The 25,922-nt window shown below is 57.4% G+C and carries 17 protein-coding genes; 6 read left to right on the top strand and 11 right to left on the bottom strand.

Translation table 11 applies throughout. The features are described 5' to 3' along the window. Positions 1–3 precede the first annotated feature (3 nt). The gene (locus ACQKLP_RS06775; RefSeq protein ID WP_427321295.1) at positions 4–1,011 is read right to left on the bottom strand and encodes an AraC family transcriptional regulator ligand-binding domain-containing protein; all 1,008 of its coding nucleotides are present in this window, start codon (positions 1,009–1,011) and stop codon (positions 4–6) included. A 153-nt stretch (positions 1,012–1,164) separates the two neighbouring features. On the opposite strand from ACQKLP_RS06775, the gene ACQKLP_RS06770 reads away from it, so the two are divergent. After that, entirely contained in the window at positions 1,165–1,539 is a 375-nt protein-coding gene (locus ACQKLP_RS06770; protein ID WP_427321293.1) for a hypothetical protein, read from the top strand. A 75-nt stretch (positions 1,540–1,614) separates the two neighbouring features. Here ACQKLP_RS06770 and argH read toward each other — a convergent pair whose 3' ends face one another. The 10 genes from argH to ACQKLP_RS06720 all read right to left on the bottom strand — a co-directional run bounded on the left by argH (position 1,615) and on the right by ACQKLP_RS06720 (position 13,018). Continuing rightward, the gene (gene argH, locus ACQKLP_RS06765) at positions 1,615–2,946 is read right to left on the bottom strand and encodes an argininosuccinate lyase (RefSeq protein ID WP_427321291.1); all 1,332 of its coding nucleotides are present in this window, start codon (positions 2,944–2,946) and stop codon (positions 1,615–1,617) included. Positions 2,947–2,957: 11 nt separating this feature from the next. Next, positions 2,958–3,536, bottom strand: a complete 579-nt coding sequence (locus tag ACQKLP_RS06760) for a GNAT family N-acetyltransferase (protein WP_427321289.1) — start codon at positions 3,534–3,536, stop codon at positions 2,958–2,960. Positions 3,537–3,541: 5 nt separating this feature from the next. Further along, positions 3,542–4,615 carry a M20 family metallo-hydrolase gene (locus ACQKLP_RS06755; RefSeq protein WP_427321287.1) on the bottom strand — a complete coding sequence of 358 codons (1,074 nt, stop codon included), beginning with the start codon at positions 4,613–4,615 and terminating at the stop codon, positions 3,542–3,544. 4 nt (positions 4,616–4,619) lie between these two features. Next, positions 4,620–5,417, bottom strand: a complete 798-nt coding sequence (argB, locus tag ACQKLP_RS06750; RefSeq protein WP_427321285.1) for an acetylglutamate kinase — start codon at positions 5,415–5,417, stop codon at positions 4,620–4,622. Beyond that, positions 5,417–6,370: an acetylornithine carbamoyltransferase gene (locus ACQKLP_RS06745; RefSeq protein ID WP_427321283.1), complete on the bottom strand. Its 954-nt coding sequence runs from the start codon at positions 6,368–6,370 to the stop codon at positions 5,417–5,419. Before ACQKLP_RS06745 ends, argB begins: the two co-directional genes overlap by 1 nt. Further along, positions 6,370–7,506, bottom strand: coding sequence for an aspartate aminotransferase family protein (locus tag ACQKLP_RS06740; protein WP_427321281.1), 1,137 nt, complete (start codon positions 7,504–7,506; stop codon positions 6,370–6,372). The genes ACQKLP_RS06745 and ACQKLP_RS06740 overlap by 1 nt, the downstream gene beginning before the upstream one ends. A 75-nt stretch (positions 7,507–7,581) precedes the next feature. Next, on the bottom strand, positions 7,582–8,556 hold the full coding sequence (argC, locus tag ACQKLP_RS06735; RefSeq protein WP_427321279.1) for an N-acetyl-gamma-glutamyl-phosphate reductase: 975 nt from the start codon (positions 8,554–8,556) through the stop codon (positions 7,582–7,584). A gap of 4 nt (positions 8,557–8,560) precedes the next feature. Continuing rightward, positions 8,561–9,757, bottom strand: coding sequence for an argininosuccinate synthase (gene argG, locus ACQKLP_RS06730; RefSeq protein ID WP_427321277.1), 1,197 nt, complete (start codon positions 9,755–9,757; stop codon positions 8,561–8,563). 49 nt (positions 9,758–9,806) lie between these two features. Next, on the bottom strand, positions 9,807–10,592 hold the full coding sequence (locus ACQKLP_RS06725; protein ID WP_427321275.1) for a GNAT family N-acetyltransferase: 786 nt from the start codon (positions 10,590–10,592) through the stop codon (positions 9,807–9,809). A gap of 398 nt (positions 10,593–10,990) precedes the next feature. After that, positions 10,991–13,018 (bottom strand): alpha-L-fucosidase, encoded by a 2,028-nt coding sequence (locus ACQKLP_RS06720; RefSeq protein ID WP_427321273.1) that lies wholly within the window; start codon positions 13,016–13,018, stop codon positions 10,991–10,993. A 224-nt stretch (positions 13,019–13,242) separates the two neighbouring features. Between ACQKLP_RS06720 and ACQKLP_RS06715 the strand changes: the two genes are divergently transcribed. The 5 genes from ACQKLP_RS06715 (at position 13,243) to porV (ending at position 25,914) form a co-directional block, all read left to right on the top strand. Then, a complete protein-coding gene (locus ACQKLP_RS06715) occupies positions 13,243–14,640 on the top strand; it encodes a Gfo/Idh/MocA family protein (RefSeq protein ID WP_427321271.1) in 1,398 nt (465 codons plus the stop codon). 430 nt (positions 14,641–15,070) lie between these two features. After that, positions 15,071–17,923 (top strand): SusC/RagA family TonB-linked outer membrane protein, encoded by a 2,853-nt coding sequence (locus tag ACQKLP_RS06710; RefSeq protein WP_427321269.1) that lies wholly within the window; start codon positions 15,071–15,073, stop codon positions 17,921–17,923. A gap of 21 nt (positions 17,924–17,944) precedes the next feature. Continuing rightward, positions 17,945–19,264 carry a RagB/SusD family nutrient uptake outer membrane protein gene (locus ACQKLP_RS06705; protein ID WP_427321267.1) on the top strand — a complete coding sequence of 440 codons (1,320 nt, stop codon included), beginning with the start codon at positions 17,945–17,947 and terminating at the stop codon, positions 19,262–19,264. Between the two features lie 78 nt (positions 19,265–19,342). Then, on the top strand, positions 19,343–24,766 hold the full coding sequence (locus ACQKLP_RS06700) for an MBG domain-containing protein (protein WP_427321265.1): 5,424 nt from the start codon (positions 19,343–19,345) through the stop codon (positions 24,764–24,766). Positions 24,767–24,810: 44 nt separating this feature from the next. Further along, on the top strand, positions 24,811–25,914 hold the full coding sequence (gene porV / locus ACQKLP_RS06695; protein WP_427321263.1) for a type IX secretion system outer membrane channel protein PorV: 1,104 nt from the start codon (positions 24,811–24,813) through the stop codon (positions 25,912–25,914). Positions 25,915–25,922: the final 8 nt, after the last annotated feature.

Below are 25,922 nucleotides of genomic sequence, written 5' to 3'. Positions count from 1 at the left end.
TTTTTATGCCATGCGCATTTCGCCGGGCGTCTTGCCCGTCCACCGTTTGAAGGCTTTGAGGAAGGCGCTCGACTCGTTGTAGCCAAGCATATACGCGATGTCTTTGACGGAATGATGGCCGGAACGGAGATAGTCCAGCGCCAGGGCCTTGCGGACTTCGTCCTGCACCTGCAGGAAAGTAACACCTTCTCCGGCGAGCTTGCGTTGCAGGCTCCGCGGGCTCATGCTGAAATTTGCCGCCACGGATTCGAGGGACGCGGAATAGAGATAAGAATTGGTAAGCAGGTATTGAAAGATGCGCGCATGAAAATCCCCCGCCGGCTGGGCGCCCGCTTGCAGCGCGTGGACCTGTTGCAGCAGGATGCTTTGCAGTTCGTAATTGGCCGACAGGATTTCCTGGTGCAGCCAGCTGTTGTCGAACGTAAGGGTGAGCGTTTCGCCCTTCTTTTTCAGCGGGCAACGCAGCACCCGTTCGAACTCCGCCGTTTCTCCCACATCGTAAGGCAATTGCACGGCGACCGGCGACAACCGGCGCATGAGCAGGCCGTCCAGCTCATGCACCGCGAACATGGCGATGAACGCGCTGAAATGTTTGAAAGTATGGGGATGATCGGCGGCTTTGACGGGATCGGCCACGAAGCGCATGGAAAACTGTTGGGCACCGTGATCGGTATGCATGCGGAACATATCGGTGAGCAGCGGCGTCAATGCGCCTGCGTGCGCCACCGCTTCGCCTATGGAATTGCTGGTCTGGATGATCTGTCCCACCACGCCCAGGGCCGCCAGTTGCATGGATTCGCCGAAGTGCAACCCGAAGAGCGGATCTGCTGCCGCATGGGCGGCGTTTTTCCAGAGACTGTTGATTTGAGCGGCGGTTACCGCCACGGGGTGCCCCTGTTGTAATATGCGCGCATCGATGTTGGAAAGGGCACATAGCCTTTTGGGATCGGCGCCGCGTTGCGTAGCGTAGGCCAATAATGCGCGAAGTAATTGTTGCTGATGGTCCTGCATGGCGGAAGTTTTCACCAAAGTTAGAGCGGCGTGGCGGGAAGATACGACGGTTGTCGTGAAATGACAATTGATAGTCGCCTGCGGATAACTCCCGGGCGGGTGGGCCGCGCTACTTTTGTATCATTAAATCAAACAAATCAAAACACAAACACCATGATACCTTTAACCACCACCTTACGCATCAATGGCATTTCTTCCCTCGCAACCGGCCTGCTGCTGGCGATTTTCCCCGGTGTAGCCGCAAACATTTTCGGCGTAACCGCCACCGCGCCCTTCGTGGCTGTAGGGCTGTTCCTCGTCGTTTTCGCTTCGGGCGTGCTGTTCGTGGCGCAACGCCCTTCTCCTGCCTCGGTAAAATGGATCATCCGGCTGGATACGATCTGGGTGATCGGCAGCGCCGTGGCCATTCTCTTTCTCTTTTCGCTGATCTCCGGGATCGGCATCTTACTGATCGCCGGCGTAGCGCTGTGGGTAGCCGCCATGGCCATTCTCCAGCAAAAAGGGATGCGCAGCTTCGCCACCGCCTGACATCAGGATATACACATGAAAAAAGGGACGTCTTCAGCAGGCGTCCCTTTTCTATTTCCGGAAATACTTTCGAGATTATTTAACGAGCGCATCGATCGCCGCGTGTACCGAGGCGAAGGGGAATCCGCCGATCACCGCGTCCATCTGGGCTTTGATGGCATCGTTCTGCAAGTTGCCGATGCTGCCTTCGTGGGTATGGCGGATGTCTGTATCCGGTTCGAATTTGCCGCTTTCGATGTCGAGCCCAACCTGTTTATACGCTTCGCGGAACGGCGTGCCTTCCAGTACGAGGCGGTTCACGACTTCCACGCTGAACAGGTAACGGTATTTTTCATCTTTGAGGATATCTTCCTTGATGCGGATGTTTTCCAGCATGAGGCGGCTCATCCGCAGGCAGCTGCGCAGCGTTTCGAACGCGGGGAACAGGTTTTCCTTCAGCAGCTGCAGATCGCGGTGGTAGCCGGACGGCAGGTTGACCGTCATCATGGCGATCTCGTTGGGCAGCGCCTGCAGTTTGTTGCAATGCGAGCGGATGAGCTCCCAGACGTCGGGGTTCTTTTTGTGGGGCATGATAGACGAACCGGTCGTCAGCTCGTCGGGGAAACCGATGAACCCGAAGTTCTGGTTCATGAACAGCGTAGCGTCCATTGCCATGCGCGACACGGTAGCGGCGATGCCTGCCAGCGCGAAGGCCACCAGTTTCTCCGTTTTACCGCGGCCCATCTGTGCGTACACCACGTTGTGGTTGAGCGCCTCGAAGCCCAGCAGCTTCGTGGTCATCGTCCGGTTTAGCGGGAACGACGAGCCGTAGCCGGCCGCCGAGCCCAGGGGGTTTTTGTTCACCACCCGGTAAGCGCCCTGCAGCATGATCAGGTCGTCTACCAGGCTTTCCGCATACGCGCCGAACCACAGCCCGAACGAACTGGGCATCGCGATCTGGAGATGGGTGTACCCGGGCACGAGGAAGCCTTTATACTGCTCGCTCTGCTGTTGCAAAAGGTCGAAAAGTTCCTTCGTTTCGCCCACGATCGTTTCCAGTTCATGGCGGAGGAACAGCTTGAGGTCTACCAGCACCTGGTCGTTGCGGGACCGGCCACTGTGGATCTTCTTGCCGGATTCGCCCACGCGGCGGGTGAGCAGCAGCTCCACCTGCGAGTGGATGTCTTCCACGCCGTCTTCCAGCACAAAATTCCCTTCGGCGATTTCGCGGTAGATATTCTTCAGTTCCTTTTGCAGCACGGCCAGGTCTTCCGCGGGCAGCAGCCCTACGGATTCCAGCATGGCGATATGCGCCAGCGAGCCGAGCACGTCGAAGGGCGCGAGGTAAGCGTCCATTTCGCGGTCGCGGCCTACGGTGAACTGTTCTACCGCCGCAAGGGAGGCTTTATCTTTCTGCCAAAGTTTCATCGTCAATCAGTTTAAAAATCATATTTGCCGAAAATCCGCTGGCGGACGTCCGGCCATTCTTCGCGGAGCATGCTGAAATACACGGAATTGCGCAGGTGGCCCGTCCATGTAACCATATGATGCCGCAAAATCCCTTCCTGCTTGCAGCCGATGCCCAGCATGGCGTTGCGGGATTTTTCGTTGCGCTCGTCCGTTTTCAGCTCTATCCGGTTCAGCCCCCAGACTTCGAATGCGTATTGCAGCATGGCGAATTTCATGGCGCGGTTGAGGCCGGTGCGCTGAAAATCGGGATGGATCCAGGTGTACCCGATCTCGGCGCGCTTATGCTGGCTCGAAATCGCTGCGTAGCGGGTGCTGCCGGCGATCCGGCCGTTTTGCTTGTCGATGATCGTAAACGGGACAGACTCCCCGCGCTCCCTTTCGGCCAACGCCGTCTGGATGTAGCGTTCCAGCTCTGCGCGGTCGCGGATGGCCGTAGAGCCCACCGCCCACATCTCCGGTTCTAGCGACACTTCCAGCAGGCTGTCGGTATCCTCCATTTCCAGCGGACGCAGCAGTACACGTTTATTTTCGAGGATGAGCTGTTTCATTGCCACTAATTTACGCCATTCACGACAGACAGCAGGCGGATGTAGGTATCGATGCCCTGGCGGATCTCGTCGAGGTAAATGAATTCGTCGGCCGAATGCGAGCGCGCACTGTCGCCCGGGCCCACTTTCACCGAAGTAGCCGGTATCAGCGCCTGGTCAGACGTGGTGGGCGAGCCGTACAGCTGTTTCCCCAGGCCGATGCCCGCCTGCACGAGCGGATGCTCTTTCGGGATGAAGGAAGGCCGCATGCGCATGGAGCGCGGCTTTACATCGCATTTCACGTTCGCGCGGACGGTTTCCAACATTTCTTCCAGGGTGTACTGGTCGGTAGCGCGGCAATCCACCACAAACGAACATTCCGCCGGCACCACGTTATGCGCCTTGTTGGAAGTATGGATCACGGTCACGCTCATTTTCACCGGCCCCAGCGTTTCGCTCACGTTGGGGAAGCGGTAATTGCGGAACCAGTTGATATCGTCGATCGCATGATACACGGCATTGTCTCCCTCGTCGCGGGCGGCGTGCCCGGCTTTGCCATGGGCCACGCAATCCAGCACCATCAAGCCTTTTTCGGCGATGGCAAGGTCGGTTTTCGTGGGCTCGCCTACGATGGCGAAGTCGATTTCCGGCAGCAGGGGCAATACGCTTTCGATGCCGTTGACGCCGCTGATTTCTTCTTCCGCCGTGGCGGCGATGGCGATATTGTAAGGAAGATTTTCCGTTTCGTAAAAATGCAGGAACGCCGCGATGAGGCTCACCAGACAGCCGCCGGCGTCGTTGGAGCCGAGGCCGAAAAGCTTGCCGTCTTCCACGGTGGGGGCAAATGGATCGCGGGTATATTGCGGGTTGGGCTTAACGGTGTCGTGATGGGAATTGAGGAGGATGGTGGGTTTTGCCGGATCGAAATGCTTATTGAGCGCCCAGACATTGTTGAGATGACGATGGTACTTTACCCCGTGATCTTCCATGAAGCCCGCCAGGATAGCGGCGGTGCCGTCTTCCTCTTTGGAAAAGGAAGGCGTGGCGATGAGCGTTTTCAGTAGCTGAACGGCGCCTTCATAGCGTTGTTGATTCCACATATAGTCAGCATATTAAGGTACCGGCCACGGCATCGGTGGTGTTGCGGCGCAGATCGTCCGCATGGCCGATCAGCACTTCTTTCACCCCGTTCCCGATGGCCGCGAAGGCGTTCTCCAGTTTGGGAAGAATGCCGTCTGACAGTGCGCCGGCGGCCAGCAGCTCGCGGTACACGTCCTGGTTGATCAGGTTGATCACCGAATCATCGTCGTTCGCATCGCGCAGCACGCCTTTCTTTTCGAAACAGAAAACCAGGCGAACGTCGTAATGCGCAGCGAGGGCCACGGCCACCGAAGAGGCGATGGTATCGGCGTTGGTATTGAGGATTTGTCCTTTCCCGTCGTGCGTGAGCGGAGACAGGACCGGCGTGAGGCCTGCGTCCAGCAGGAGTTGCAGCGGAGCGGTCTGCACGGTGCCGGCGGGGATGTCTCCCACGAAACCGTAGTCGACGTCTTTCACGGGGCGCTTCACTGCGGGGATGATATTGGCATCCGCACCGGTGAGGCCGATGGCGTTGGCACCGTTGGCCTGCAGTTTGGCGACGATCTGTTTATTGACGAGCCCGCCATACACCATCGTCACCACGTCTACCGTTTCGGCATCGGTGATCCTTCTGCCGTTGAGGTATTTCGATTCGATGCCCAGTTTGTCACCGATCCGGGTGGCGATTTTTCCGCCGCCGTGGATGAGGACCTTCCGGCCCGGGACTTTCGCGAAATCGGCCAGGAACGTATCGAGGAGGGCGGGATTGTCGATGACATTCCCGCCCACTTTCACGACGAATACTTTTTCTTTTGCAGCCATCAGCGGTTTTTTAAGATTTCACTGATCACGGCCTGCGCGGCCCAGGTGCGGTTGCCCGCTTCGGGGATCACGATAGACTGCGGTCCGTCGAGCACTTCGTCTGCGATCACCACGTTGCGGCGTACGGGCAGGCAGTGCATGACTTTGGCGTTGCTGGTATTTTTGAGCGTCTCGTTGGTCACCATCCAGGCGGGATCGGAGTTGAGGATCTTGCCGTAGTCGGTGTAAGACGACCAGTTCTTCACATACACGAAATCGGCCCCTTCCAACGCTTCCTGCTGGTTGTGATAGATTTTCGCGTTGCCGGAAAATTTCGGGTCGAGCTCATAACCTTCGGGATGTGCGATGGAGAAATCCACTTCGTCCCAGGCGTTCATCCACTGCGCGAAGGAGTTGGGAACGGCCTGCGGGAGCGGTTTTACGTGGGGCGCCCACGTCATCACCACTTTCGGCTTGCGCGGCTGGTTCCACTGTTCGCGGATGGTGATGGCGTCTGTGAGGCTCTGCAGCGGGTGCAGGGTGGCGCTTTCCAGGCTGATCACCGGTTTGCCGGCGTATTTGATGAACTGGTTGATATATTTTTCCGTATAGTCTTCTTCCTTGTTCTTCAGTCCGGGGAAGGTGCGGATGGACAGGATGTCGAAATACTGGCCCATCACGGCGGCGGCTTCCTTCACGTGCTCGGTGGTGTTGCCGTTCATGACAACGCCGTCGTTCATTTCCAGCGCCCAACCTTCTTTATCGATATTGAACACGACTACTTCCATGCCCAGGTTCCGTGCGGCTACCTGCGTACTGAGGCGGGTGCGGAGGCTGGGATTGAGAAATATCATGCCGAGGGTTTTATTTTCCCCCAGGCCTTTTTCTTTGAAAGGATTTTTCTTGTAATCCAGCGCGATATCCACCATCTGTGGCACGCCGGGCACATCCTCCACGGAAATAAACTGTTTCATTACGCGTGTACCGGTTTTAAAGCTTGTTTGAATGCGGTTAGGAACTGATCGGCCTGGTCTTTCGTCAGCGCCAGCGAAGGCAGCAGGCGGATGACGTTCGGCTTGGCTTCGCCGGTGAAGATCCTGTATTTGAAGAGCAGTTCTTTTCTTACATGCGCCAGTTCTTCCGGCAGTTCGATCCCGATCATCAGGCCCTTGCCTCTTACTTCCTTCACTTCGGGGAATTTCCGCAGTTCATCCATGAGGTAATTGCCCACATTTTCCGCGTTGGCGATGAGGTTATCCTTTTCGATCACTTCCAGCACCGCGAGCGCCGCCGCGCATGCCAGGTGGTTACCGCCGAAAGTGGTGCCCAGCATGCCGTAAGCAGGTTTGAATTTCGGGGCGATGATGATGCCGCCGATGGGGAAACCGTTGCCCATGCCTTTGGCCATGGTATAAATGTCTGCATTCACGCCGGCATGGTCGTGGCTGAAGAATTTACCGCTCCGGCCATATCCGCACTGCACGGAATCCGCGATGAACACGGCATTGTGCTGGTCGCACAGGCTGCGGATCTTTTGCAGGAAAGCAGCCGACGCCACGTTGATGCCGCCCACGCCCTGGATGCCTTCGATGATCACGGAAGACACTTCATATTTGTCGAAAGCAGCTTCCAGCGCGGCGAGATCTTCCCAGGGGAGGAACACCACGTTGTCGGTCTCGTTCACCGGCGCCACGATCTTCGGATTGTCGGTAGCCGCTACGGCGAGTGAGGTCCGCCCGTGGAAAGCCTTTTTGAAAGCGATGATCTTCTTTCTGCCATTGTAGAAAGACGCGAGTTTCAGCGCGTTCTCATTCGCTTCCGCACCGGAATTCACGAGGAACAGCTGGTAGTCTTCTTTCCCGGACACTTTGCCCAGCTTTTCCGCCAGCTGCTGTTGCAGGGGGATGTGGATGGAGTTGGAATAGAAACCTACTTTGTTCAGCTGGTCGGTCAGCCGCTGCACGTAATGCGGGTGGGTGTGGCCGATGGAGATCACCGCGTGGCCGCCGTAGAGGTCGAGGTATTGATTGCCCTGGTCGTCCCAGACATGCGAGCCTTCCGCTTTGGTGATGGTGATATCGTTGACCGGGTATACGTCGAATAATTTCATTTTGTTCGTGTTTGTCTCATTTAGTTGCCAGATGTAACCTTGCTTTGGCCCGGTTCCATGTTGCAACCAAAGTGTTTAGAATACGATGGATTTCAGTTTGAGGCCGGCCGTTTCTTCGAGGCCGAGCATCAGGTTCATATTCTGGACCGCTTGTCCTGAGGCGCCTTTCACCAGGTTGTCTTCGATGGAGTGGATGACGAGCTTGCCGTCCTGTTTTTCCAGCTGCACGAGCACTTTATTGGTGTTGACAACCTGTTTGAGGTCGATTTGTTTGCGGCTGACGTGGGTGAAGGGGTGGCCTTCGTAATACGCTTCATACAGGGCGTAAGCTTCGTCGAGCGATAGGTTGCAGTCCAGGTAGGAAGTGATCCAGATGCCGCGCGGGAAATCCCCGCGAACGGGCACGAAGTGAATACCTCCGCCGAAAGCAGGCTGTATGGCCTGCAGGGTTCGTCGGATTTCCTTCAGGTGCTGGTGCTGCAATACTTTATACGTCGAGATGTTGTTGGCCCTCCAGGTGAAGTGCGACGTGGCCTGGAGGCTCTGGCCGGCGCCGGTGGAGCCGGTGATGCCGGTGGTGTGCACTTCGGTGAGGAGCCCTGCTTTCGCCAGGGGCAGCAATCCGAGCTGGATGGCCGTGGCGAAGCAACCGGGATTGGCGATGTTGGAGGCGGAACGGATGGCATCGCGGTTCGCTTCGGGCAGGCCGTACACGAATTCGCGGCCTTTCACGGATTCTCCCAGCCTGAAATCCTGGCTGAGGTCTACCACCTTCACGGAAGCGGCGATATCGTTGGCTTCGAGGAACTTTTTGGATTCACCGTGGCCGAGGCAAAGGAAAATCACGTCCACGGAATTATCGATCTCACCGGTAAACAGCAGGTCTGTTTCGCCGAGGAGGTCGCCGTGAACGGCATGGAGCGGATTGCCCGCGTTGGAGCGGGAATGAACGAATGCCAGTTCCACATCGGGGTGGTTGAGCAGCAGCCGGATGGCTTCGCCGCCAGTGTATCCCGCCCCGCCGATAATGCCTGCCTTTCTCGTTTTCATGCCTTTATTTTTTGTTGGATTCGTTAACCTGGTTCCAGATCATGGTCTGGTTACCGAAAATCTTGCTGAAGCCTCTCACGTCTTCGCCGCTCCATCCGCTGTTCATTTCTCCGTACTTGCCGAATTTGCTGCTCATGAGGTCGTACGGCGATTCGATGCCCGTTACCTGGAAACGGTACGGCATCAGTGTAACGAACACTTTACCAGTCACGTTTTCCTGGCTGTGCTGGAGGTATGCTTCGATGTCGCGCATCACGGGGTCGAGGATCTGGCCTTCGTGCATCCAGTTGCCGTAGAAAGTAGCCAGCTGGTCTTTCCAGGTGAGCTGCCATTTCGAGAGCACGTGCTTTTCCAGGGCGTGGTGCGCTTTGAGGATCACCATGGGCGCGGCGGCTTCGAAGCCTACGCGGCCTTTGATGCCGATGATGGTATCGCCCACGTGAATGTCGCGGCCGATGGCGAAACCGCCGGCCAGGCTTTGCAGGTATACGATCGCATCGGTCGGGTGATCGAATTGCTTATCGTTAACACCGGTCAGTTCGCCTTTCTCGAAAGTCAGCTGTACCTGCTCGGGATCGTTTTTAGTGAGTTGTGTGGGCCAGGCTTCTTCCGGCAGCATGCCGTTGGAAGTCAGCGTTTCCTTACCGCCCACGGAAGTGCCCCAGATACCTTTGTTGATGGAGTACATCGCTTTGGTGAAGTTCATTTCCACGCCTTTGGACTGGAGATAGGAAATTTCTTCTTCGCGGGAGAGCTTCAGGTCGCGGATGGGGGTGATGATTTCCACGCCGGGGATCATAATGTGGAAGATCATATCGAACCGCACCTGGTCGTTGCCCGCGCCGGTGGAACCATGTGCCACGGCGTCTGCGCCTACTTCCTTCACGTATTCCGCGATGGCGAGGGCCTGGCTCATCCGCTCTGCGCTCACGCTGAGGGGGTAGGTGTTGTTTTTGAGAACGTTACCAAATACGAGGTAGCGGATCACTTTATCGTAATAAGAGCGGACCGCATCTACGGCCTTGTGACTTTTCACACCCAGACTGTAGGCGCGTTTCTCGATCTCCTGCAGTTCTTCCGCAGTAAAACCGCCCGTATTCACGATCACGGAATGTACTTCATAACCCTTTTCTTCGGTCAGGTATTTCACGCAGTACGATGTATCCAATCCTCCGCTGAAACCCAGTACAACTTTTCTCATGGTAATTTTTTGCTTGTATTTGGTAATTCGTAAATAGTTTCCAATCGGATCAGAGCCAGCTGAAAAGGAAGAACCTTTTCCGGGAAGCTCCCGCGCCACCGCTGCCCGATTTCCGGGCGGCCTTCAGCAAGATGTATTTTTTATACCGCATCCACCGCTCGAACAGGGAAAAGTTTCCTTTAAATTTCCGTTTCCGGGATGGCGGCTCCACCGCTACGGCCGCTGCTTTAACGGCCGGCTGGGCCTGCTGGGCGGCCAGCAGTTTGGCAGCGCGCTCTTCGATCTCCTTCGCCTTCTCCACCGGGTCGTACAGCATGGCGGTGCACAGGCAGTTTTTCCGGTTTTTGGACATGAGCACTTCGTAGTTCACGCAGCTGCGGCAGCCTTTCCAGAACTCCTCGTCGTCAGTAAGCTCGGAATAGGTAACGGGCTCGTATCCCAGGTCGGAGTTGATCTTCATCACGGCCAGGCCGGTGGTAAGACCGAAGATCTTGGCGTCGGGGTATTTCTTTCTCGACAGTTCGAAGATCTTCTCCTTGATGGCTTTGGCCACGCCATGCCCGCGGAACGCGGGGTTTACGATCAGGCCGGAGTTGGCGACGAACTTCTCGTGCCCCCAGGCCTCGATGTAGCAAAACCCGACCCATTCTCCCGATGCGGTGAGCGCGATAACGGCCTTTCCTTCGTCCATTTTCAGCTGCACGTATTCCGGGGAACGCTTGGCAATGCCGGTCCCACGCGCTTTAGCAGAAGCCTCCATCTCGTCTGTGATGGTTTGAGCATAATGCTTATCGTCGGCAGTAGCTGCCCGAACGATGATATCCTTGTTTTCCAACTTTTTACAATTGAAAATTGTGATGCAATAAATTGATTGGAGGTTCCCATTGCCGGGATGGGCCCATGACGGGTGCCATGGTTGGGTTATACGACCGGAGTATGGCCGCTATCAAATACGAGGTCGTCGGGAAAGATATCTAAAGACAGGAAACCCAATAGCATAAACACCCTCTTCGAGAGACGGATGAAAAGCGAGTACGTTGGTATGGGTCGCGGTATATTCCAACTTCAGTTCGACGTTAAATTGTGATAAAAAAGTGTCTTTAGTTTTAAAGTATCTGCAAAGTTATAACTTATTTACATATGCAACCGATTTTTTTTTGACATGGACGAAAGAAGGGAAACCCAGGCCCAGCCTAAGTTTCCCTTCCATTCCGATCGTCCGGCCCGGCCGGATTAATATACTTCCAGTTCCGACACGGACACACGCGTATCCTTCGGGTCTGCCGACTCCAGGGCCACGAACTTGATATACTTGCAAGTGACTGGAGATGAAAGTTTTATGTATTGAGGAATCGGATTATTCAAAACGTTGGCAAAAGTGCCCTCCGCCGCGGGTTTCCCCCACTCCTTTCCGTCTTTGCTCACATACAGCGCATATTTGTACACGATCCCGCCGTGGGTATTGGGCGTGTAGGAAAAGGCCTTCACCTGCTGTTCCCTGCCCAGGTCTATCACCAGCTCTGCCGGGTAAGCGTTTTCCTTGGTGGTCCAGGCACGGCGGGACGCATCGATCGCCGCATCGGCGCCGGGCGTTACGGCCTTAAATCCGGCAGGCGCGATCCCGAAAATGGCGTCGATCACCGTGCTCCCCTCCTTGCCATTGTTCACGAACGCTCTGGCAGACACGGTGCCGGCTCCCGGCATGGAAAACGGCTGTTCGTATCGGGGCGATGCCGTGGTGGGTTCTGAACCATCGAGCGTGTAATGGACCACGGGGTCGGGGGATTGCGTTTTGATGCTCACCATCCCGTTTTTATCGCGGCTCACTTCCGGATCGGCGATCAGTTCGGGCGCGCGGAACAGCGCTACTTCGCTGATCACCGGGCTCGCCTTGGCGTCGAGGATGGAAATGCGGATGGATTTGGCGGTCGTCAGCGGCAGGCGCAGGATGCGCTTGTAGCCGACCGTCGTTTCCCGCGCGATCTCTTTCCACTCCTTCCCCTGCAGCACGCTCACGGAAAACGACCGTACGCGCTGGCCCAGGGGGATGAATTCCTGCACGGAAACGCGGTTGAACGTCACGGGATTGGCGTAGCTGAGGGTGATATCCCCGGTGGTTTTGCCATCGGCTGCGGCCCAATAGGTATTGTAGTTCCCGTCTGCCAGGTATACCGCGCTGATCATGGTATTGCCCTGGCGGGTATTGGTGGCGGAAATGCGGGCCTTGCGGGCCAGGTTCTCCCTGAAATCGGCGTCCAGCGCGCGGCGCAGCTCCATCAGGCGGGTAGAGTCGTTGGCATGGATGCGGCCGCGGCGGTCTACCGGGATGTTGAGCAGCAGGTTGGCATTGCGGCCAACGGAGCCATAGTAAATGTCGAGCAGATGGGGCAGTGTTTTCACCTGGCCGTCGGTAGCGGCGCTGTAGAACCATCCCGGGCGGATAGACACGTCGGCTTCGCCGGGCACCCAGTGCGTGCCGTCTTCCTGCCCTTTGTTCAGCGTTTCGGTGATGCCGCCCATGCCGGGCTTGAAATCGGCACGGTTGAGCGTGCTCCAGTTGGTAACGCCTGCATATCCGTTTTCGTTCCCGATCCAGCGGCAACCGGGGCCGGCGTCGCTGAAGAAGATCACGTTGGGGTGGATGTTGGTAACGGTGGATTCGAACAGGTTCCAGTCGTACACCTGTTTCTTGCCGTTGGGACCTTCGCCGTTGGCGCCGTCGAACCACTGTTCGAACACGTCCCCATATTTAGTATGCACTTCCTTCAGCTGGTTGGCGAACACCTGGTTATATTCCGGGGTCCCGTAGGCCGGATGGTTGCGGTCCCACGGCGAAAGGTACACCCCGAAAAGCAGGCCGTATTCGCGGCAGGCGGCGGAAAGTTCCGCCAGCACGTCGCCCTTCCCGTTTTTCCAGGCGCTTTCGCGCACGGTGTGCTTGCTGAATTCGCTGGGCCAGAGGCAGAACCCGTCGTGGTGCTTGGCCGTGATGATGATGCCTTTCATTCCCGCCAGCTTCGCCGTGCGGGCCCACTGGCGCGCGTCCAGCTCGGTGGGGTTGAAGACTTTGGGGTCTTCGTCCCCATGTCCCCATTCCTTGTCCGTAAAGGTGTTCGGGCCGAAATGGATGAACATGTAATATTCGAGCTGCTGCCATTTCACCTGTGCAGCCGAAGGCAAAGCCCCTACCGGTTTGATTTCCGGCTGCGCCCACGCTTTGCTCCCGGCCAGCAGGAGTGCGAGAAGTATCGTTTTTTTCATAATTCGTGCTTGTAGACGTGATATCCCTCAAAATAAGTATCCGGCGCGCATTTCGCGAACATTGTCAATATCATGAAAAAGAATGAGAAAATACTATGGGAACGGCCCTCCGGATTTGCCGTCCATCACACGAATGTCACAATTTTCGGGTCCGGTGGAAAGTGTTTTGTCTGAAAACGCTACATTGTATCCCGTTACTCTTTATTTATAACAATCGAGCTGATATGAACAAGCCATTGCATCGCAGAAAATTTCTCCGCAACACCGTGGCCGCAGGAGTGGGCCTGGGTTTGATGAATACGCCGGCACGTATTTTCGCCGGGATCAAGAAAGAAAAAGTAAGACTGGGCGTGATCGGCGTGGGCGCCCGCGGGATCGAGCACCTGAAGCTGTGCCTCAAGCGCAGCGACGTAGACGTGGTTGCCGTTGCCGACCCCGACAACGATTTCGCCATGCCGCTGGTCCGCAAGGAAATCCAGGCTGCGTACGGCGCCAAGCGCAAGGTGGCGGAGTACACGAATGGGCCGCACGACTATAAAAACCTCCTCAAGCGCGGCGACATCGACGCCGTGATCATCGCCACGCCCTGGGAATGGCATACCATCCAGGCCGTAGCCGCCATGCGCGCGGGCGTTACGCCGGCCGTGGAAGTTTGCGGCGCGGCAGACATCCAGGAGTGCTGGGAATTGGTGAACACTTCCGAATCTACCGGCATCCCGGTGTTCGGCATGGAAAACGTGAATTACCGCCGCGATGTGCTGGCCGTGCTGAACATGGTACGCCAGGGCCTTTTCGGCGAACTGTTGCACCTCCAGGGCGGTTACCAGCACGATCTCCGCGCCGTGAAGTTCAACGACGGCAAGCAGTATTACGGCGGCGGCGTTGAATTCGGGGAGAAAGGCCTGTCGGAAGCGAAATGGCGCACCAACCACAGCGTGCACCGCAACGGCGACCTGTACCCCACGCACGGGCTGGGGCCGGTGAGCAACATGATCAACATCAACCGCGGCAACAGGCTGCTGTCGCTCACGAGCGTAGCCACCAAATCGCGCGGGCTCCACAAATACATCTTAGACCATCCGCAGGGCGGGCCCAACCACCCGAACGCCAAAGTGGAATTCAAGCTGGGCGATATCGTGAGCACGCTCATCAAAACCAATAACGGCGAAACCATCATGCTGTCCCACGACACCAACCTCCCCCGCCCCTATTCGCTGAACTTCCGGGTACAGGGAACGAACGGGCTGTGGATGGACGATTTCGACAGCATCCACATCGAAGGAACGAGCAAGCCGCACAGCTGGGAAAAAGCCGGCAGCGAGAAAGATCCGGAGAGCTATATGGGCAAATACGACCATCCGCTGTGGAAGCGCTATGGCAACGACGCTTCCGGCGCGGGGCATGGCGGTATGGACTGGTTCGTCATCAATTCCTTCATCGAATCGATCAAGCGCGGAACGGATTACCAGATGGACGTGTACGACCTGGCTACCTGGTATGCGATCACCCCGCTGAGCGAGCAGAGCGTACTGGAGGGAGGGAGCGTTCAATACATCCCCGACTTTACGCGTGGCAAATGGATCAACCGCAAACCGAACTTCGCGCTGAACGGAGAGTACTGATCCGTAAAGGCTAACATATTGAATTACAGCCCCGGCACCATTGCCGGGGCTTTTTCGTTTCCGGCGAAAAACCGCCTTAACGATATTTAATTAACGACAAGCCCCTCCATTCGACGGACGAAACGTCAAATCCCCCACCCCTCGTTTCCCTATCCGCCCTTTTCAGCCATCAAATCCGCCATTTCAGTCATTTCATCCCGCAACTCGCATCCGCCACAAATTCCCGTAGGCGGGGCGGAGGTTACATTTACAACTTATCTGACCCTGAAGGAATAAATATCAGCCAATACGAAAGGACCATGCGCCCTAATCATGCAATCACATAAGCCATACACTGGTAAATGATTCATCGCTTCAATCAAAAAAAACGCAAATGAGAAAAACGCTCAAAGGCATCCTATCACTCTTATGCCTGTTACTTCCGCTTGTCATGCAAGCACAAAATCAAACCGTTAAGGGGAGGGTCACGGATGTGGCCGGAAATCCGTTGCCGGGCGCCAGCGTGGTAGCGCAGAAAGGCCGCCAGGGCGCGGTTACCAATGCCGAAGGCCGGTTCGAGCTGGACGTGGCCGCGGGCACCAGGCTCACCATCAATTTTACGGGTTACAAATCAGTTACCGTTGCCGCCAATCCTGCCGAACCGTTGCAGGTGGTACTGGAAGACGACATCGCCAAGCTGGACGAGATCATCGTGACCGGCCTGGCCACCACGGTAAAAAGAAGGAACGCGGCGAACTCGGTGGCTACCATTTCCGCGAAGGAACTGTCGGGCGCCGCGCCTGCACAAACTTTCGACGCGGCGCTGAGCGGCAAGATCACCGGTGCGAACATTACCGCCAACTCCGGCGCTCCGGGCGGCGGCCTTTCCATCAAACTGCGCGGGGTATCGTCTATCTACGGTACCATTCAGCCGCTGTTCGTGATAGACGGGGTGATCGTGTCCAACCGTGCCTCGTCTACCGGTCTTAACGTGATCACGCAGGCCAGCGGCCCCACCAACGCCACTTCCGCGCAAGACAACGCGGCTTCGCGTATCGCCGACATCAACCCGAACGACATCGAGAACGTGGAAATCCTCAAGGGAGCTTCCGCTTCCGCCATTTACGGTTCGCAGGCATCGGCCGGCGTGGTGATCATCACCACCAAAAAAGGCCGTTCCGGCAAAACCTCCTTCCATGTGGGGCAAGACCTCGGCGTGGTGACCGCCCGCAAGCTGCTGGGCACCAAAATGGAACTGACCGATCAGGAAATCACGGCCAGGGGATGGAACGTCAACACCGTGCGCACCGCCATGGCCGCCGGCAAGTTTTACGATTATGAAAAAGAAGTGTTCGGGGAGAAGGGCTTTATCCGCAACAGCACCTTCAGCATGAACGGCGGGAGCGACAAAACCACCTTCCACCTCTCTGCCGGCCTGAAGAAGGAAGAAGGCATCGTACGGAATACCGGGTACAGCAACGCCAACGTCCGCCTGAACCTCAACCACAAGGTTTCCGACCGCATCAAGGCGGGCTTCACGAGCGCGTACATGAACACCAACGCCGACCGCGGCCTCTTCGGCAACGAAAATACCGGCAACACCGTAGGTTACGGCATCACGGCCACCCGCCCCTGGATCGATCTGCATCCGGACGCGAACGGCGTATATCCGAACCCGCGCAATGGGGCGAACATCCTCCAAACGATCGCGCATTCCGAGAACAGCGAAAAAGTGAACCGCGTGCTGACCGGCGCCAACGTGGAAGCCATCCTGCAACAGAACGCCACTTCCACCACCCGCCTCATGGGCCGCGCGGGCCTCGATTTCTACCACACGAAATCCGTCGCCCTCTTCCCCGCCCTGCTGCACTTCGAAGCAGAAACCGGCGGCCGCAATATCCGCGGCAATACTTATGAAATGAACACAAGCTGGGCCGGGTTCCTCGTCAATACGTTCACGCCTGGCCAGGGGAACCTGTCGCTCACCACCACCGGCGGCATCACCCACGAAGCCGGCGAGTACGACCAGCTGCTGAACATCGCTTCCAAACTCATCGGCAACGAAACCAGCCAGGGTCAGGCCGCGGCCATCAGGGCGCAGCAGCTCCGCAGTTCATACCGGAACGACGGGCTTTTCTTCCAGGAAGAACTGGCATATAAGGAATTCCTTAACCTCACCGCCGGCGTGCGTTTCGACAAGTCTACCAACAACGGCGACTACAGGAAATACAACATCTACCCCAAAGCCAACGCCTCCTGGAACATCGCCAAAATGGGCCAGTGGGACGGGGCGATCGTGAACGACCTGAAATTCCGTATCGCTTACGGCGAGAGCAGCGGCTTCCCCACGTTCAACAGCCGCTTTACCAATATGAACGCCTCCGTGATCGGCGGCAATCCCGGATCGCTGGTGAGCCTCACGCTCGGCGACCCGAACATCAAATCCGAACGCCAGACAGAACTGGAAGGCGGGTTCGACATCAGCCTGCTGAACGGCAAGCTCAACTTCGAAGCCACCGCTTACAATAAAGTCATCAAAGACCTGCTCGTAGCGGCCGACTGGCACGGCTCTTCCGGATTCAACGCCCGTTGGGTGAACGGCGGACAGCTGCGCAACCGCGGGATGGAACTGAGCCTCCGCGCCACGCCCGTCAACAACCGCAACATCCGCTGGAACTCCACCGTCAACTACTGGCTGAACCGTTCCCGCATCACGAAGCTCAACGTTCCGGCGTTCGACCAGGGCGACAGCTTCGGCGCAGGCCTCGGCACCATCTGGATCGAAGAAGGCAAATCGGCCACGCAGCTCGTGATAGAAAGGGAATCCGGGCTGGAAGTGCTGGGCGACATCGAGCCGAAATTCCAGCTGAGCTGGTTTAACGACGTGAATTTCCTCAAGCACTTCACTTTCCGCGCCATGCTGCATTGGAAGAAAGGCGGCTCCAACGTGAATCTGACGGAATACCTCCGCGACGTGGGCCGTCTTTCCAAAGACTGGGACGAAATGAACGACAAGGGCGTTCGCCTGGGCGTTGCCCGCCGCCGCGACTTCGGGCTTTACACGCAAGACGCTTCTTACCTGCGTATCCGCGAAGTGGCGCTGTTCTACCAGATACCGGTGAACCCGCGCAAGATCAGCAACCTGACCGTAGGCGTTTCCGCGAACAACTATTTCACCTGGACGAAATACAGGGGGTATGATCCCGAAGTGTCCAACTTCGGCGCCACCTTCGGAACGGGCGTCGACGTAGCGCCATATGCAGCTACGAAACGCCTGCAGTTCCACCTGTCCGTGAATTTTTAATCCATTAAAGAAGCAGAAAAAATGAAACTGAAAATAGCAAGTGCCATCGCACTGATGGCAGGTTTCGGGATGTTCACTTCCTGTAAGAACGAACCGATCCTCAATCCCAATGCTCCTTCTATGGAGGATATCGTTAAAAATCCCACGCTGAGCCAGCTGAACAGTCTTGTCACCGGTGCGGAAAGCGGCATGCGCAACCGCATGGAAACCTATACCGACGTGGCGAACGTGTTTGGCCGCGAGTACTACCGTTTTTCCGGCGCCGATCCGCGCTGGATGGACGTTTTGCTCGGTGAAGACGATCTCGTGCCGGCAGCTGGCGGATTTTATACTTCCATCCCCTGGGATACGCGTTACAATGTCGTGAAAAACTGCAACCTCCTGCTGCAGGGCGTAGACAAATCGGTGTACGTGCCGAACGATAAAGTGAAGAAAGGATATATGGCGTTCGCCAAAACGATCATGGCGTACCAGATGCTGCTGATCCTGAACGGCACGCATGATAACGGCATCCGGCTGGACGTGGCCGATCCTTACAAACCGGGCCCGATCGTAAACCGCGCAACAGCCATGGAAGCCATCGCCACGATGCTCAACGAAGCCGACGGCATGCTGGCCGACGCGGAATTCCGGTTCACTTTGTCTGAAGGGTTCGCCGGTTTCGACGACCCCGCCAACTTCCGGAAGTTCAACCGCGCCATCGCCGCCCGCGTAGCCGTATACCGCGAACAATGGGCCAATGCGCTGACCTACCTGCAAAACAGCTTTCTGTCGCTCGCGCCCGGCGCCAACCTCAACGCTGGCCCGAAACATATCTTCTCCCTCGCTACCGGCGATCAGGTGAACCCCTTGTTCCTGGCGCCCGACAACGAAGACGAGATCCAGATGGCGCATCCCTCCTACATTACCGACATGGAAGCGAACGACGACCGCATCGGTAAAGCCCGCGACCGTGGCGCCGAGTTCGACATCGGCGGTATCAAGGGCCGCTACGAAATGCGGCTTTATCAAACGCAGACGGATCCCATTTCCATTATCCGGAACGAAGAGCTGGTGCTCCTGTTCGCAGAAGCCAGCGCGCAAACCAATGCCCTGCCGGCTGCCGCAGATGCCGTTAACAGCATCCGCACCCGTCACGGGATCACCGCCCGCGCCGATCTTGATACGAAAGACAAGCTGATCAACGAAATCCTGAAACAGCGCCGCTTCTCCCTCTGGGGCGAAGGCCACCGCTGGATAGATATGCGGCGGTATAACCGGCTCAACCAGTTACCGATCGACCGTGCGACAGACAATATTTTCGCACAACTGCCCATTCCGCTGTCGGAAAGCAGTAAATAAAATCCCGTCAACAACAATCAAAACAGAAGGCTGCCTCCGTGCAGCCTTCTGCCATAACCCCAGTCAAACACATCTCTCATGAAGCATCTACTACTACGGATCCTCCCGTTGGTGCTGCTGCTGTTCGGCAGCCTCACGGAAACACATGCAGCAGCACCTACGCTGCCATCCACCAATGTTGTCTGGAACGGCATTGAAGGGAATTACCTGAACTTTTACTGGACACGCGGCGACGGTGCCCGGCGCATCGTCATCGCCCGGGCGGGCCAGCCCGTATCTGCCCGTCCGCAAGACGGCAAAACGTACACCGCCAATGCCGCTTTCGGGCAGGGAGAGGCCATCAAGCCCGGCGAATTCGTGATCGGCGACGGCAATATCAACCAGATCAGCCTGACAGGGCTGACGTCCGGTGTGGAATACTACATCGCCGTGTTCGAGTATAACGGTACCGGCACTACGACCGAATACCTGAATTCAGGCTTCCTGACCGCCAACAAAGCCACCGTGGCGCCTCCCACTCAACAGGTTTCCGCACTTAATTTCACCAATCTTACCGGTAACAAAGCCACTTTCAACTGGACGAACGGGAATGGGTACGGCCGGATCATCGTAGTGAGGGAAGGAAGTGCGGTGGATGCAACTCCTGATGAATTCAAATACTACAATGCAGACTGGACATTCGGCCGCGGGCACCAGGTAGGTACCGGCAACTACGTGGTGTACAACTGGTACGGCGCTTCCCAGACACAAACTATTTACGGGCTGAAAAACAACACCACCTACCATGTGGCCGCATACGAATACAACGGCTACAGCGCTCCGGCATATATAAGGCCCTCCGCCACCACGTCTTTCAAAACGCCCTCCGAGCCCACACAGCCGCCTACCAACCTGTATTCCGACAGCCACGAGCCTAAACAGTTCCGCTTGTTGTTCCCCGCCGGCAACGGCAGCAAGCGCATCGTAATCGGCCGTAAAGGTAGCGCCGTTACCACCGCGCCACAGGATGGCGTTACCTACACGCCCAATGGCGTGTTCGGCCAGGGCTCGAAGCTGGGGACGGACGAATTTGTAGTCTATGCCGGAACTGACTGGATCTCAACGGTGAGCGGACTGGAACCAGGGACCATGTATTATTTCCGGGCTTTCGAATATGAAGATGGCAGTTCGCCCGATTACCTGACCTCCGCATTCAGCGAAGGTTCCACCCGGACACTTACTACCCCTGCCACACAATCTTCCGCCATATCTGCCGACGACATTCGAGCATTTCAAATGACGCTCAAATGGACAAAAGGAGACGGCAGCAACCGTATCCTCATAGCGAAAGCGAATTCACCGGTAGACGTTTCCCCGGAAGATTTTCAGACCTATAACGCCAACAACAATTTCGGCAACGGGCAACAGATCGGGAACGGCAACTACGTGCTCACCTGGGGTACCCATACGCAAGCCACCATTTACCAGCTGCAGCCGGGCGTCACCTATCACTTCGCCCTGTTCGAAGCCAACGGGTACGGAGCCCCCATGTACCTGAAACCCGCCGCCACATTCAGCACCGCCACAGAAGCGAAACCGACCACACATCCCAGAGACCTCCAGATCGACACCCGGCTCATCAATTCGCTTCGCGTGTATTGCAACATGGGCAACGGGACGAAGCTGCTCGTGATCGGGAAGAAAGGTTCCCCCGTCACCGCAGTCCCCGTCGACAAAAAAGTTTATCGTCCCAGCTGGAAATGGGGAGACGGCGAGGAAATAGCACCCGGCGAGTTCGTCATTCATGCAGACACCTGGAACGCTCCCACCGTCAACACCCTGGAACCCAATACCACTTATCATTTCCGCGTGATCAACTACAACGAGATCAACGGGGAACCGTTCTATTATACCGCCGATCCCATGACCGACGGCAGCGGCACCACTATTGATTACGCACGCCCGCAGGCGAGCAACCTCACTTTCTCCGACATCGCCCATACCACCATGAAACTGAACTTCACCGTTGGCGGCGGAGCACGGAGGCTCGTGGTTTACAAGATCGGTGCGCCGGTGGACGCGAACCCGCAGGATGGTGCCGGCTACGGCAGCGGAAGCTCACTCGGCAACGGGAATTTCGTATTGGGATATACTTCGAACGGCGAGTTCACGGCCACCGGCCTCACGGCAGGCACCAACTACCATTTCGCCGTGTACGAAATGCTGCCGAACCTCTATTATTACACGACACCGCCGCTGCGGGGCTCCGCCACCACAACCGGGACTACGCAAACCATCACCTTCCCCGATCTTCCCACACTGACGTACGGCGATGCCGACTTCGACCCACAGGCCACCGCCAGCTCGAACCTGCCCGTTTCGTATGAGTTCAGTACCCCCGGATACGCGGAAGTCGTTAACGGGAAAGTCCACATCCTCAAAGCCGGCACCATCACCATCACGGCAAAACAGGACGGAGACGCCACCTATGCCCCGGCCACGCCCGTCAGCAAAACCCTCCGCATCGGCAGCGCACCGCTGACCATCCGGGCAGATAACCAGACCATCGAATTCAACGCCCCCATTCCGGCGCTTACCGCGAGCTACACCGGGTTCGTGTTGGGTGAAACGAGCGCGGTGCTGCGGACCCAGCCAGTCCTGGCCACCACCGCCAAAGCCGGCGACGCTCCGGGCGATTATACCATCAGTATCTCCGGCGCCCAGGCCGCGAATTACGCCATCACCCACATCCCCGGCATCCTCACCATCAAGCCGCCGCCGCGCAAGCCGCAAACCATTACGTTCCCGACCCTCGCCGCACTTCGTTACGGCATGGCGCCGGTGGCCCTTCGCGCAAGCGCCAGCTCGCAATTGCAGGTATTTTACCAAAGTGATAATACCGCCGTTGCACAGATCGTGAACGGGGAATTACAGATCAAAGGCGCAGGAACGGCGAAGATCACGGCCAACTGCCCGGGCGACCAAACCTGGGAAGACGCGCCGCCGGTGAGCATCACCGTTACCGTCAACAAAGCCGATCTGACCATCCTCGCAGAAGATAAAGTGATGACCCAGGGCCAGGCCGTGCCTGCGCTCACCGCCAGATATATCGGGCTCATGTATAACGAACAGCCGTCGGTACTGACTACGCCTGCCGTGCTGGCCACAACAGCCACCAGCAGCTCCGCTCCCGGTTCGTACGACATCACGGTAACCGGCGCCACGTCTCCGGACTACACGATCACCATGACCAAAGGCACGCTGCTCGTACAGCCGCGCCCCAAACAATCGCAAACGATCACACTGACGGCCATCGCAGATAAGACCTATGGCGACGCGAACATCCCGCTGGACGGCACTTCCAGCTCCAGGTTGCCTGTTAGCTACCGTACTACCACTCCTGCTGTTGTTGCCATCACAAACGGACAGGCGAGCATTATCGGCTCGGGCAATGCGGTGATCATCGCCAGCCAGGCCGGTGACAACGATTACGAAGCAGCGCCGGACGTGAGCCGCACTTTCGTGGTGCGCCGCGCCACGCTGGAAGTGAAGGCAGACAACAAAACCAAAGTGGAAGGCGCCGCCAATCCCACGCTCACCGTGTCTTACACCGGATTCGTAAAAAATGAAACGGTGAACGTCCTCACACAAAGGGCCACGCCCACCACTGCAGTTACCACCAGTACACCGGCCGGCAGCTACCCCATTTACCCGGGAAGCGCAGCAGCCGCCAACTACACCATGCAGTACGTGAACGGGACGCTCACGGTAACGGCTAAACCGAAACAACCGCAAACCATCACCTTCCCCCAGATGACCGCCAAAACATACGGCGACGCAGACTTTGCGGCGGGCGCTACCGCTTCCTCGCAACTCGCGGTACGCCTCGTTTCGCTCACGCCCGCGGTGGCCAGCATCGTGAACGGACAGGTCCACATCCTGAAAGCCGGTACAGCCACCATCCGCGCGGAACAGGACGGCAATAACGATTACCTGCCCGCAACGGCGGTAACCCGGTCGGTCGTGGTCGCCAAGGCAACCATCACCGCCAGCCCGCAGAACGCCAGCAAGGTATACCTCGATCCCATGCCCGCTATCGATATCCGGTATGCAGGTTTCGTGAAAGGCGAAAATGCAGGCGTGATCCTGACCGCGCCGATCGTCAACACACCGGCCAACCAGCAATCGCCCGCAGGCGTTTACCGCATCCGGTTAACGGGCGGCACGGCTGAAAATTACCAGTTCAACTACACCGAAGCCAATCTTACCATCACGCGGCGCGCCCAACAGCTCCAGTTTACCGCGCCTGCCAATAAAGTGTACGGCAGCGCCAATTTCGTGCTGACCGCCACCGCTACATCCAACCTGCCCGTTCGTTTCGTGAGCGAAACGCCGGACATTGTGGAAATCACCGGCGCAACGGTCCGCATCCTCAAAGCCGGTACCGCACGGATCAAGGCGGAACAGCCCGGCGACAACAACTGGGAAGCCGCCACTCCGGCCACTCACTCCTTCGACATCGCCAAAGCGCCGCTGACCGTGACCGCCGAGGATAAAACGAAAGTACAGGGTACCGACAATCCCCCGCTGACCGTTCGTTACACCGGTTTCGTGAATGGCGACGACGCCGGCGATCTGCAAACCGCGCCCGTCGTTTCCACTACCGCCGACCGCAACTCCACACCCGGTAACTACCCGATCACCGCGGCCGGCGCAGCTTCCGGCAATTATATGCTGACCTACGTTCCCGGCACGCTGACCGTTACGCCGCGCTCACGGACGCAAACCATCACCTTCCCCAGCCTCGCGACGAAGACTTATGGCGACGGAGATTTTGCGGCGGGTGCGAGCTCGTCTTCGAACCTGGTGGTGACGTACACCAGCGGCAACCCGAACGTGGCCACCATTACCAATGGCCAGCTTCACATCGTAGGTGCGGGCACCGCCGTGATCACTGCGCGCCAGGCCGGTAACAACGAATGGCTGCCTGCAACGCCCGTTACGCGGACGCTCACGGTAGCCAAAGCGCCGCTGACGATCCGGGCGGCCGACAAAACCAGGGAAGTAGGTACCGCCAATCCGGCCCTCAATGCGACTTACGTCGGGTTTGTGCTGAACGAAGGCCCCTCCGCGCTCACGACTCCGGTGATCATCCGGACGACCGCCACGGAATACAGCCGCCCGGGGAACTATCCCATCACCATCACCACCGGCATCGACCGGAACTACAACATCACCACCGTGGCCGGTGTGCTGAGGGTGACGGAAAAACCGAAAGATATCGTGAAAGCCTGGGCCAGCAGCCGCAGTACGCTGCAGGTAAATGTTACCGTCGTGGAAAGACAGAAAGCGAGCATCATGCTATTCACCACGTCGGGCCAACGCGTGTACCATGAATACTTCAGCCTGGAAAACAAGACCAATACCTTCCAGCTGGATGTTTCGCATATACCGACCGGTATGTACATCCTGCAGATCGTGGGAGACAAGACCAGGCTGACCCAAAACGTAGCGATTAACTAAAACTAACAGCCGGGCCCGCGTGGCCCGGCTTCAAAAAGAGATACATGAAAAAGATACACCTGTTCCGCCATTCGATCGCTGCGCTGCTGCTGACCTGCGCCGGCGCCGCCAGCGGACAATCAACGAACAATCCCATCGATATCACCTCATCCGCCGTTCCTTTCCTTCGCATTGCGCCGGATGCGCGTTCGACCGGCATGGGCAATATGGGCCTCGCCACCAGTCCGGATGCCAACAGCGGCCTGTGGAACCTCGCCAAAACGCCCTTCGCCGACAGCACCGGATCGCTGGCCGTGAATTACAGCCCTTGGCTGCGCGAAATCACCGAAAGCGTGTACCTCCTGCATGCCGGCGGGTATTACAAATTGGACGACAAACAGGCCATCTCCGCCAACATCCGCTATTTCAGCCTGGGCAACCTGCCGCTGACCGATCATAACGGCCAGTTGCTGAAGACTTCGTATCCGCGGGAAATGTCGTTCGATATTGGGTATGCACGCAAGCTGACCGGCCGTTTCGGCATCGGCGTGGCGTTCCGTTACATCAATTCCAGCCTCGTGCGTGGCAACCTGAACGCGGTCCGCTACAAAGCCGCCACGGCCGTAGCGGGCGATGTTTCGCTGTTCTATTCCGGGTTGAACGATGCAGGACAGGGCTTTACGGCAGGCCTGGCCTTGAGCAATCTCGGTTCGCGGATCGCCTACCGCGGCGATTCCGACCAGAAGGAGTTCCTTCCCGCGAACCTCGGCCTGGGCGCGGCTTACACCTTCGCCATGCAGGAAGATCATAAACTGATGCTGGGCGCGGAAGTGAACAAACTGATGGTGCCGAAGATGACGGACGTGAAGGAATATTATGAAACGGGCGCCATGGAAGCCTGGTTCAAATCTTTCAGCAATAATACCTGGCGCTTTTCGGGCGGTGCGGAATATTCGTACCGGAATGCGTTCAGCGCAAGGCTGGGTTATGTTTCCGGCAGGAAGCGCGAAGGCAGCGTGCATGAGATCACGGCCGGTATCGGCGGGCGCTACCGCATGGTGGGCATGAATTTGTCGTACCTCGTGCCAACCGGCAACGGGACCAACCGCAACCCGCTGTCCAACACCCTGCGCATCGGCCTCACCGTCGATTTTGCAGCGCAACGTTAATGCGACTT

The sequence above is a fragment of the Chitinophaga sp. NPDC101104 genome (assembly GCF_050277495.1).
Taxonomy (GTDB): Bacteria; Bacteroidota; Bacteroidia; order Chitinophagales; family Chitinophagaceae; genus Chitinophaga.
Note: the sequence above shows the minus strand (reverse complement) of the source record. Positions and strands in the feature narration are given on the sequence as shown.

What these genes read in the sequence shown, in the direction of transcription:
- ACQKLP_RS06740 (WP_427321281.1), bottom strand. Translation starts at nt 7,506, where the DNA reads ATGAAATTATTCGACGTATACCCGGTCAACGATATCACCATCACCAAA.
- argC (WP_427321279.1), bottom strand. Translation starts at nt 8,556, where the DNA reads ATGAAAACGAGAAAGGCAGGCATTATCGGCGGGGCGGGATACACTGGC.
- ACQKLP_RS06770 (WP_427321293.1), top strand. Translation starts at nt 1,165, where the DNA reads ATGATACCTTTAACCACCACCTTACGCATCAATGGCATTTCTTCCCTC.
- ACQKLP_RS06705 (WP_427321267.1), top strand. Translation starts at nt 17,945, where the DNA reads ATGAAACTGAAAATAGCAAGTGCCATCGCACTGATGGCAGGTTTCGGG.
- ACQKLP_RS06745 (WP_427321283.1), bottom strand. Translation starts at nt 6,370, where the DNA reads ATGAAACAGTTTATTTCCGTGGAGGATGTGCCCGGCGTGCCACAGATG.
- ACQKLP_RS06710 (WP_427321269.1), top strand. Translation starts at nt 15,071, where the DNA reads ATGCAAGCACAAAATCAAACCGTTAAGGGGAGGGTCACGGATGTGGCC.
- ACQKLP_RS06760 (WP_427321289.1), bottom strand. Translation starts at nt 3,536, where the DNA reads ATGAAACAGCTCATCCTCGAAAATAAACGTGTACTGCTGCGTCCGCTG.
- ACQKLP_RS06775 (WP_427321295.1), bottom strand. Translation starts at nt 1,011, where the DNA reads ATGCAGGACCATCAGCAACAATTACTTCGCGCATTATTGGCCTACGCT.
- porV (WP_427321263.1), top strand. Translation starts at nt 24,811, where the DNA reads ATGAAAAAGATACACCTGTTCCGCCATTCGATCGCTGCGCTGCTGCTG.
- ACQKLP_RS06720 (WP_427321273.1), bottom strand. Translation starts at nt 13,018, where the DNA reads ATGAAAAAAACGATACTTCTCGCACTCCTGCTGGCCGGGAGCAAAGCG.
- argB (WP_427321285.1), bottom strand. Translation starts at nt 5,417, where the DNA reads ATGGCTGCAAAAGAAAAAGTATTCGTCGTGAAAGTGGGCGGGAATGTC.
- ACQKLP_RS06755 (WP_427321287.1), bottom strand. Translation starts at nt 4,615, where the DNA reads ATGTGGAATCAACAACGCTATGAAGGCGCCGTTCAGCTACTGAAAACG.
- argH (WP_427321291.1), bottom strand. Translation starts at nt 2,946, where the DNA reads ATGAAACTTTGGCAGAAAGATAAAGCCTCCCTTGCGGCGGTAGAACAG.
- argG (WP_427321277.1), bottom strand. Translation starts at nt 9,757, where the DNA reads ATGAGAAAAGTTGTACTGGGTTTCAGCGGAGGATTGGATACATCGTAC.
- ACQKLP_RS06715 (WP_427321271.1), top strand. Translation starts at nt 13,243, where the DNA reads ATGAACAAGCCATTGCATCGCAGAAAATTTCTCCGCAACACCGTGGCC.
- ACQKLP_RS06700 (WP_427321265.1), top strand. Translation starts at nt 19,343, where the DNA reads ATGAAGCATCTACTACTACGGATCCTCCCGTTGGTGCTGCTGCTGTTC.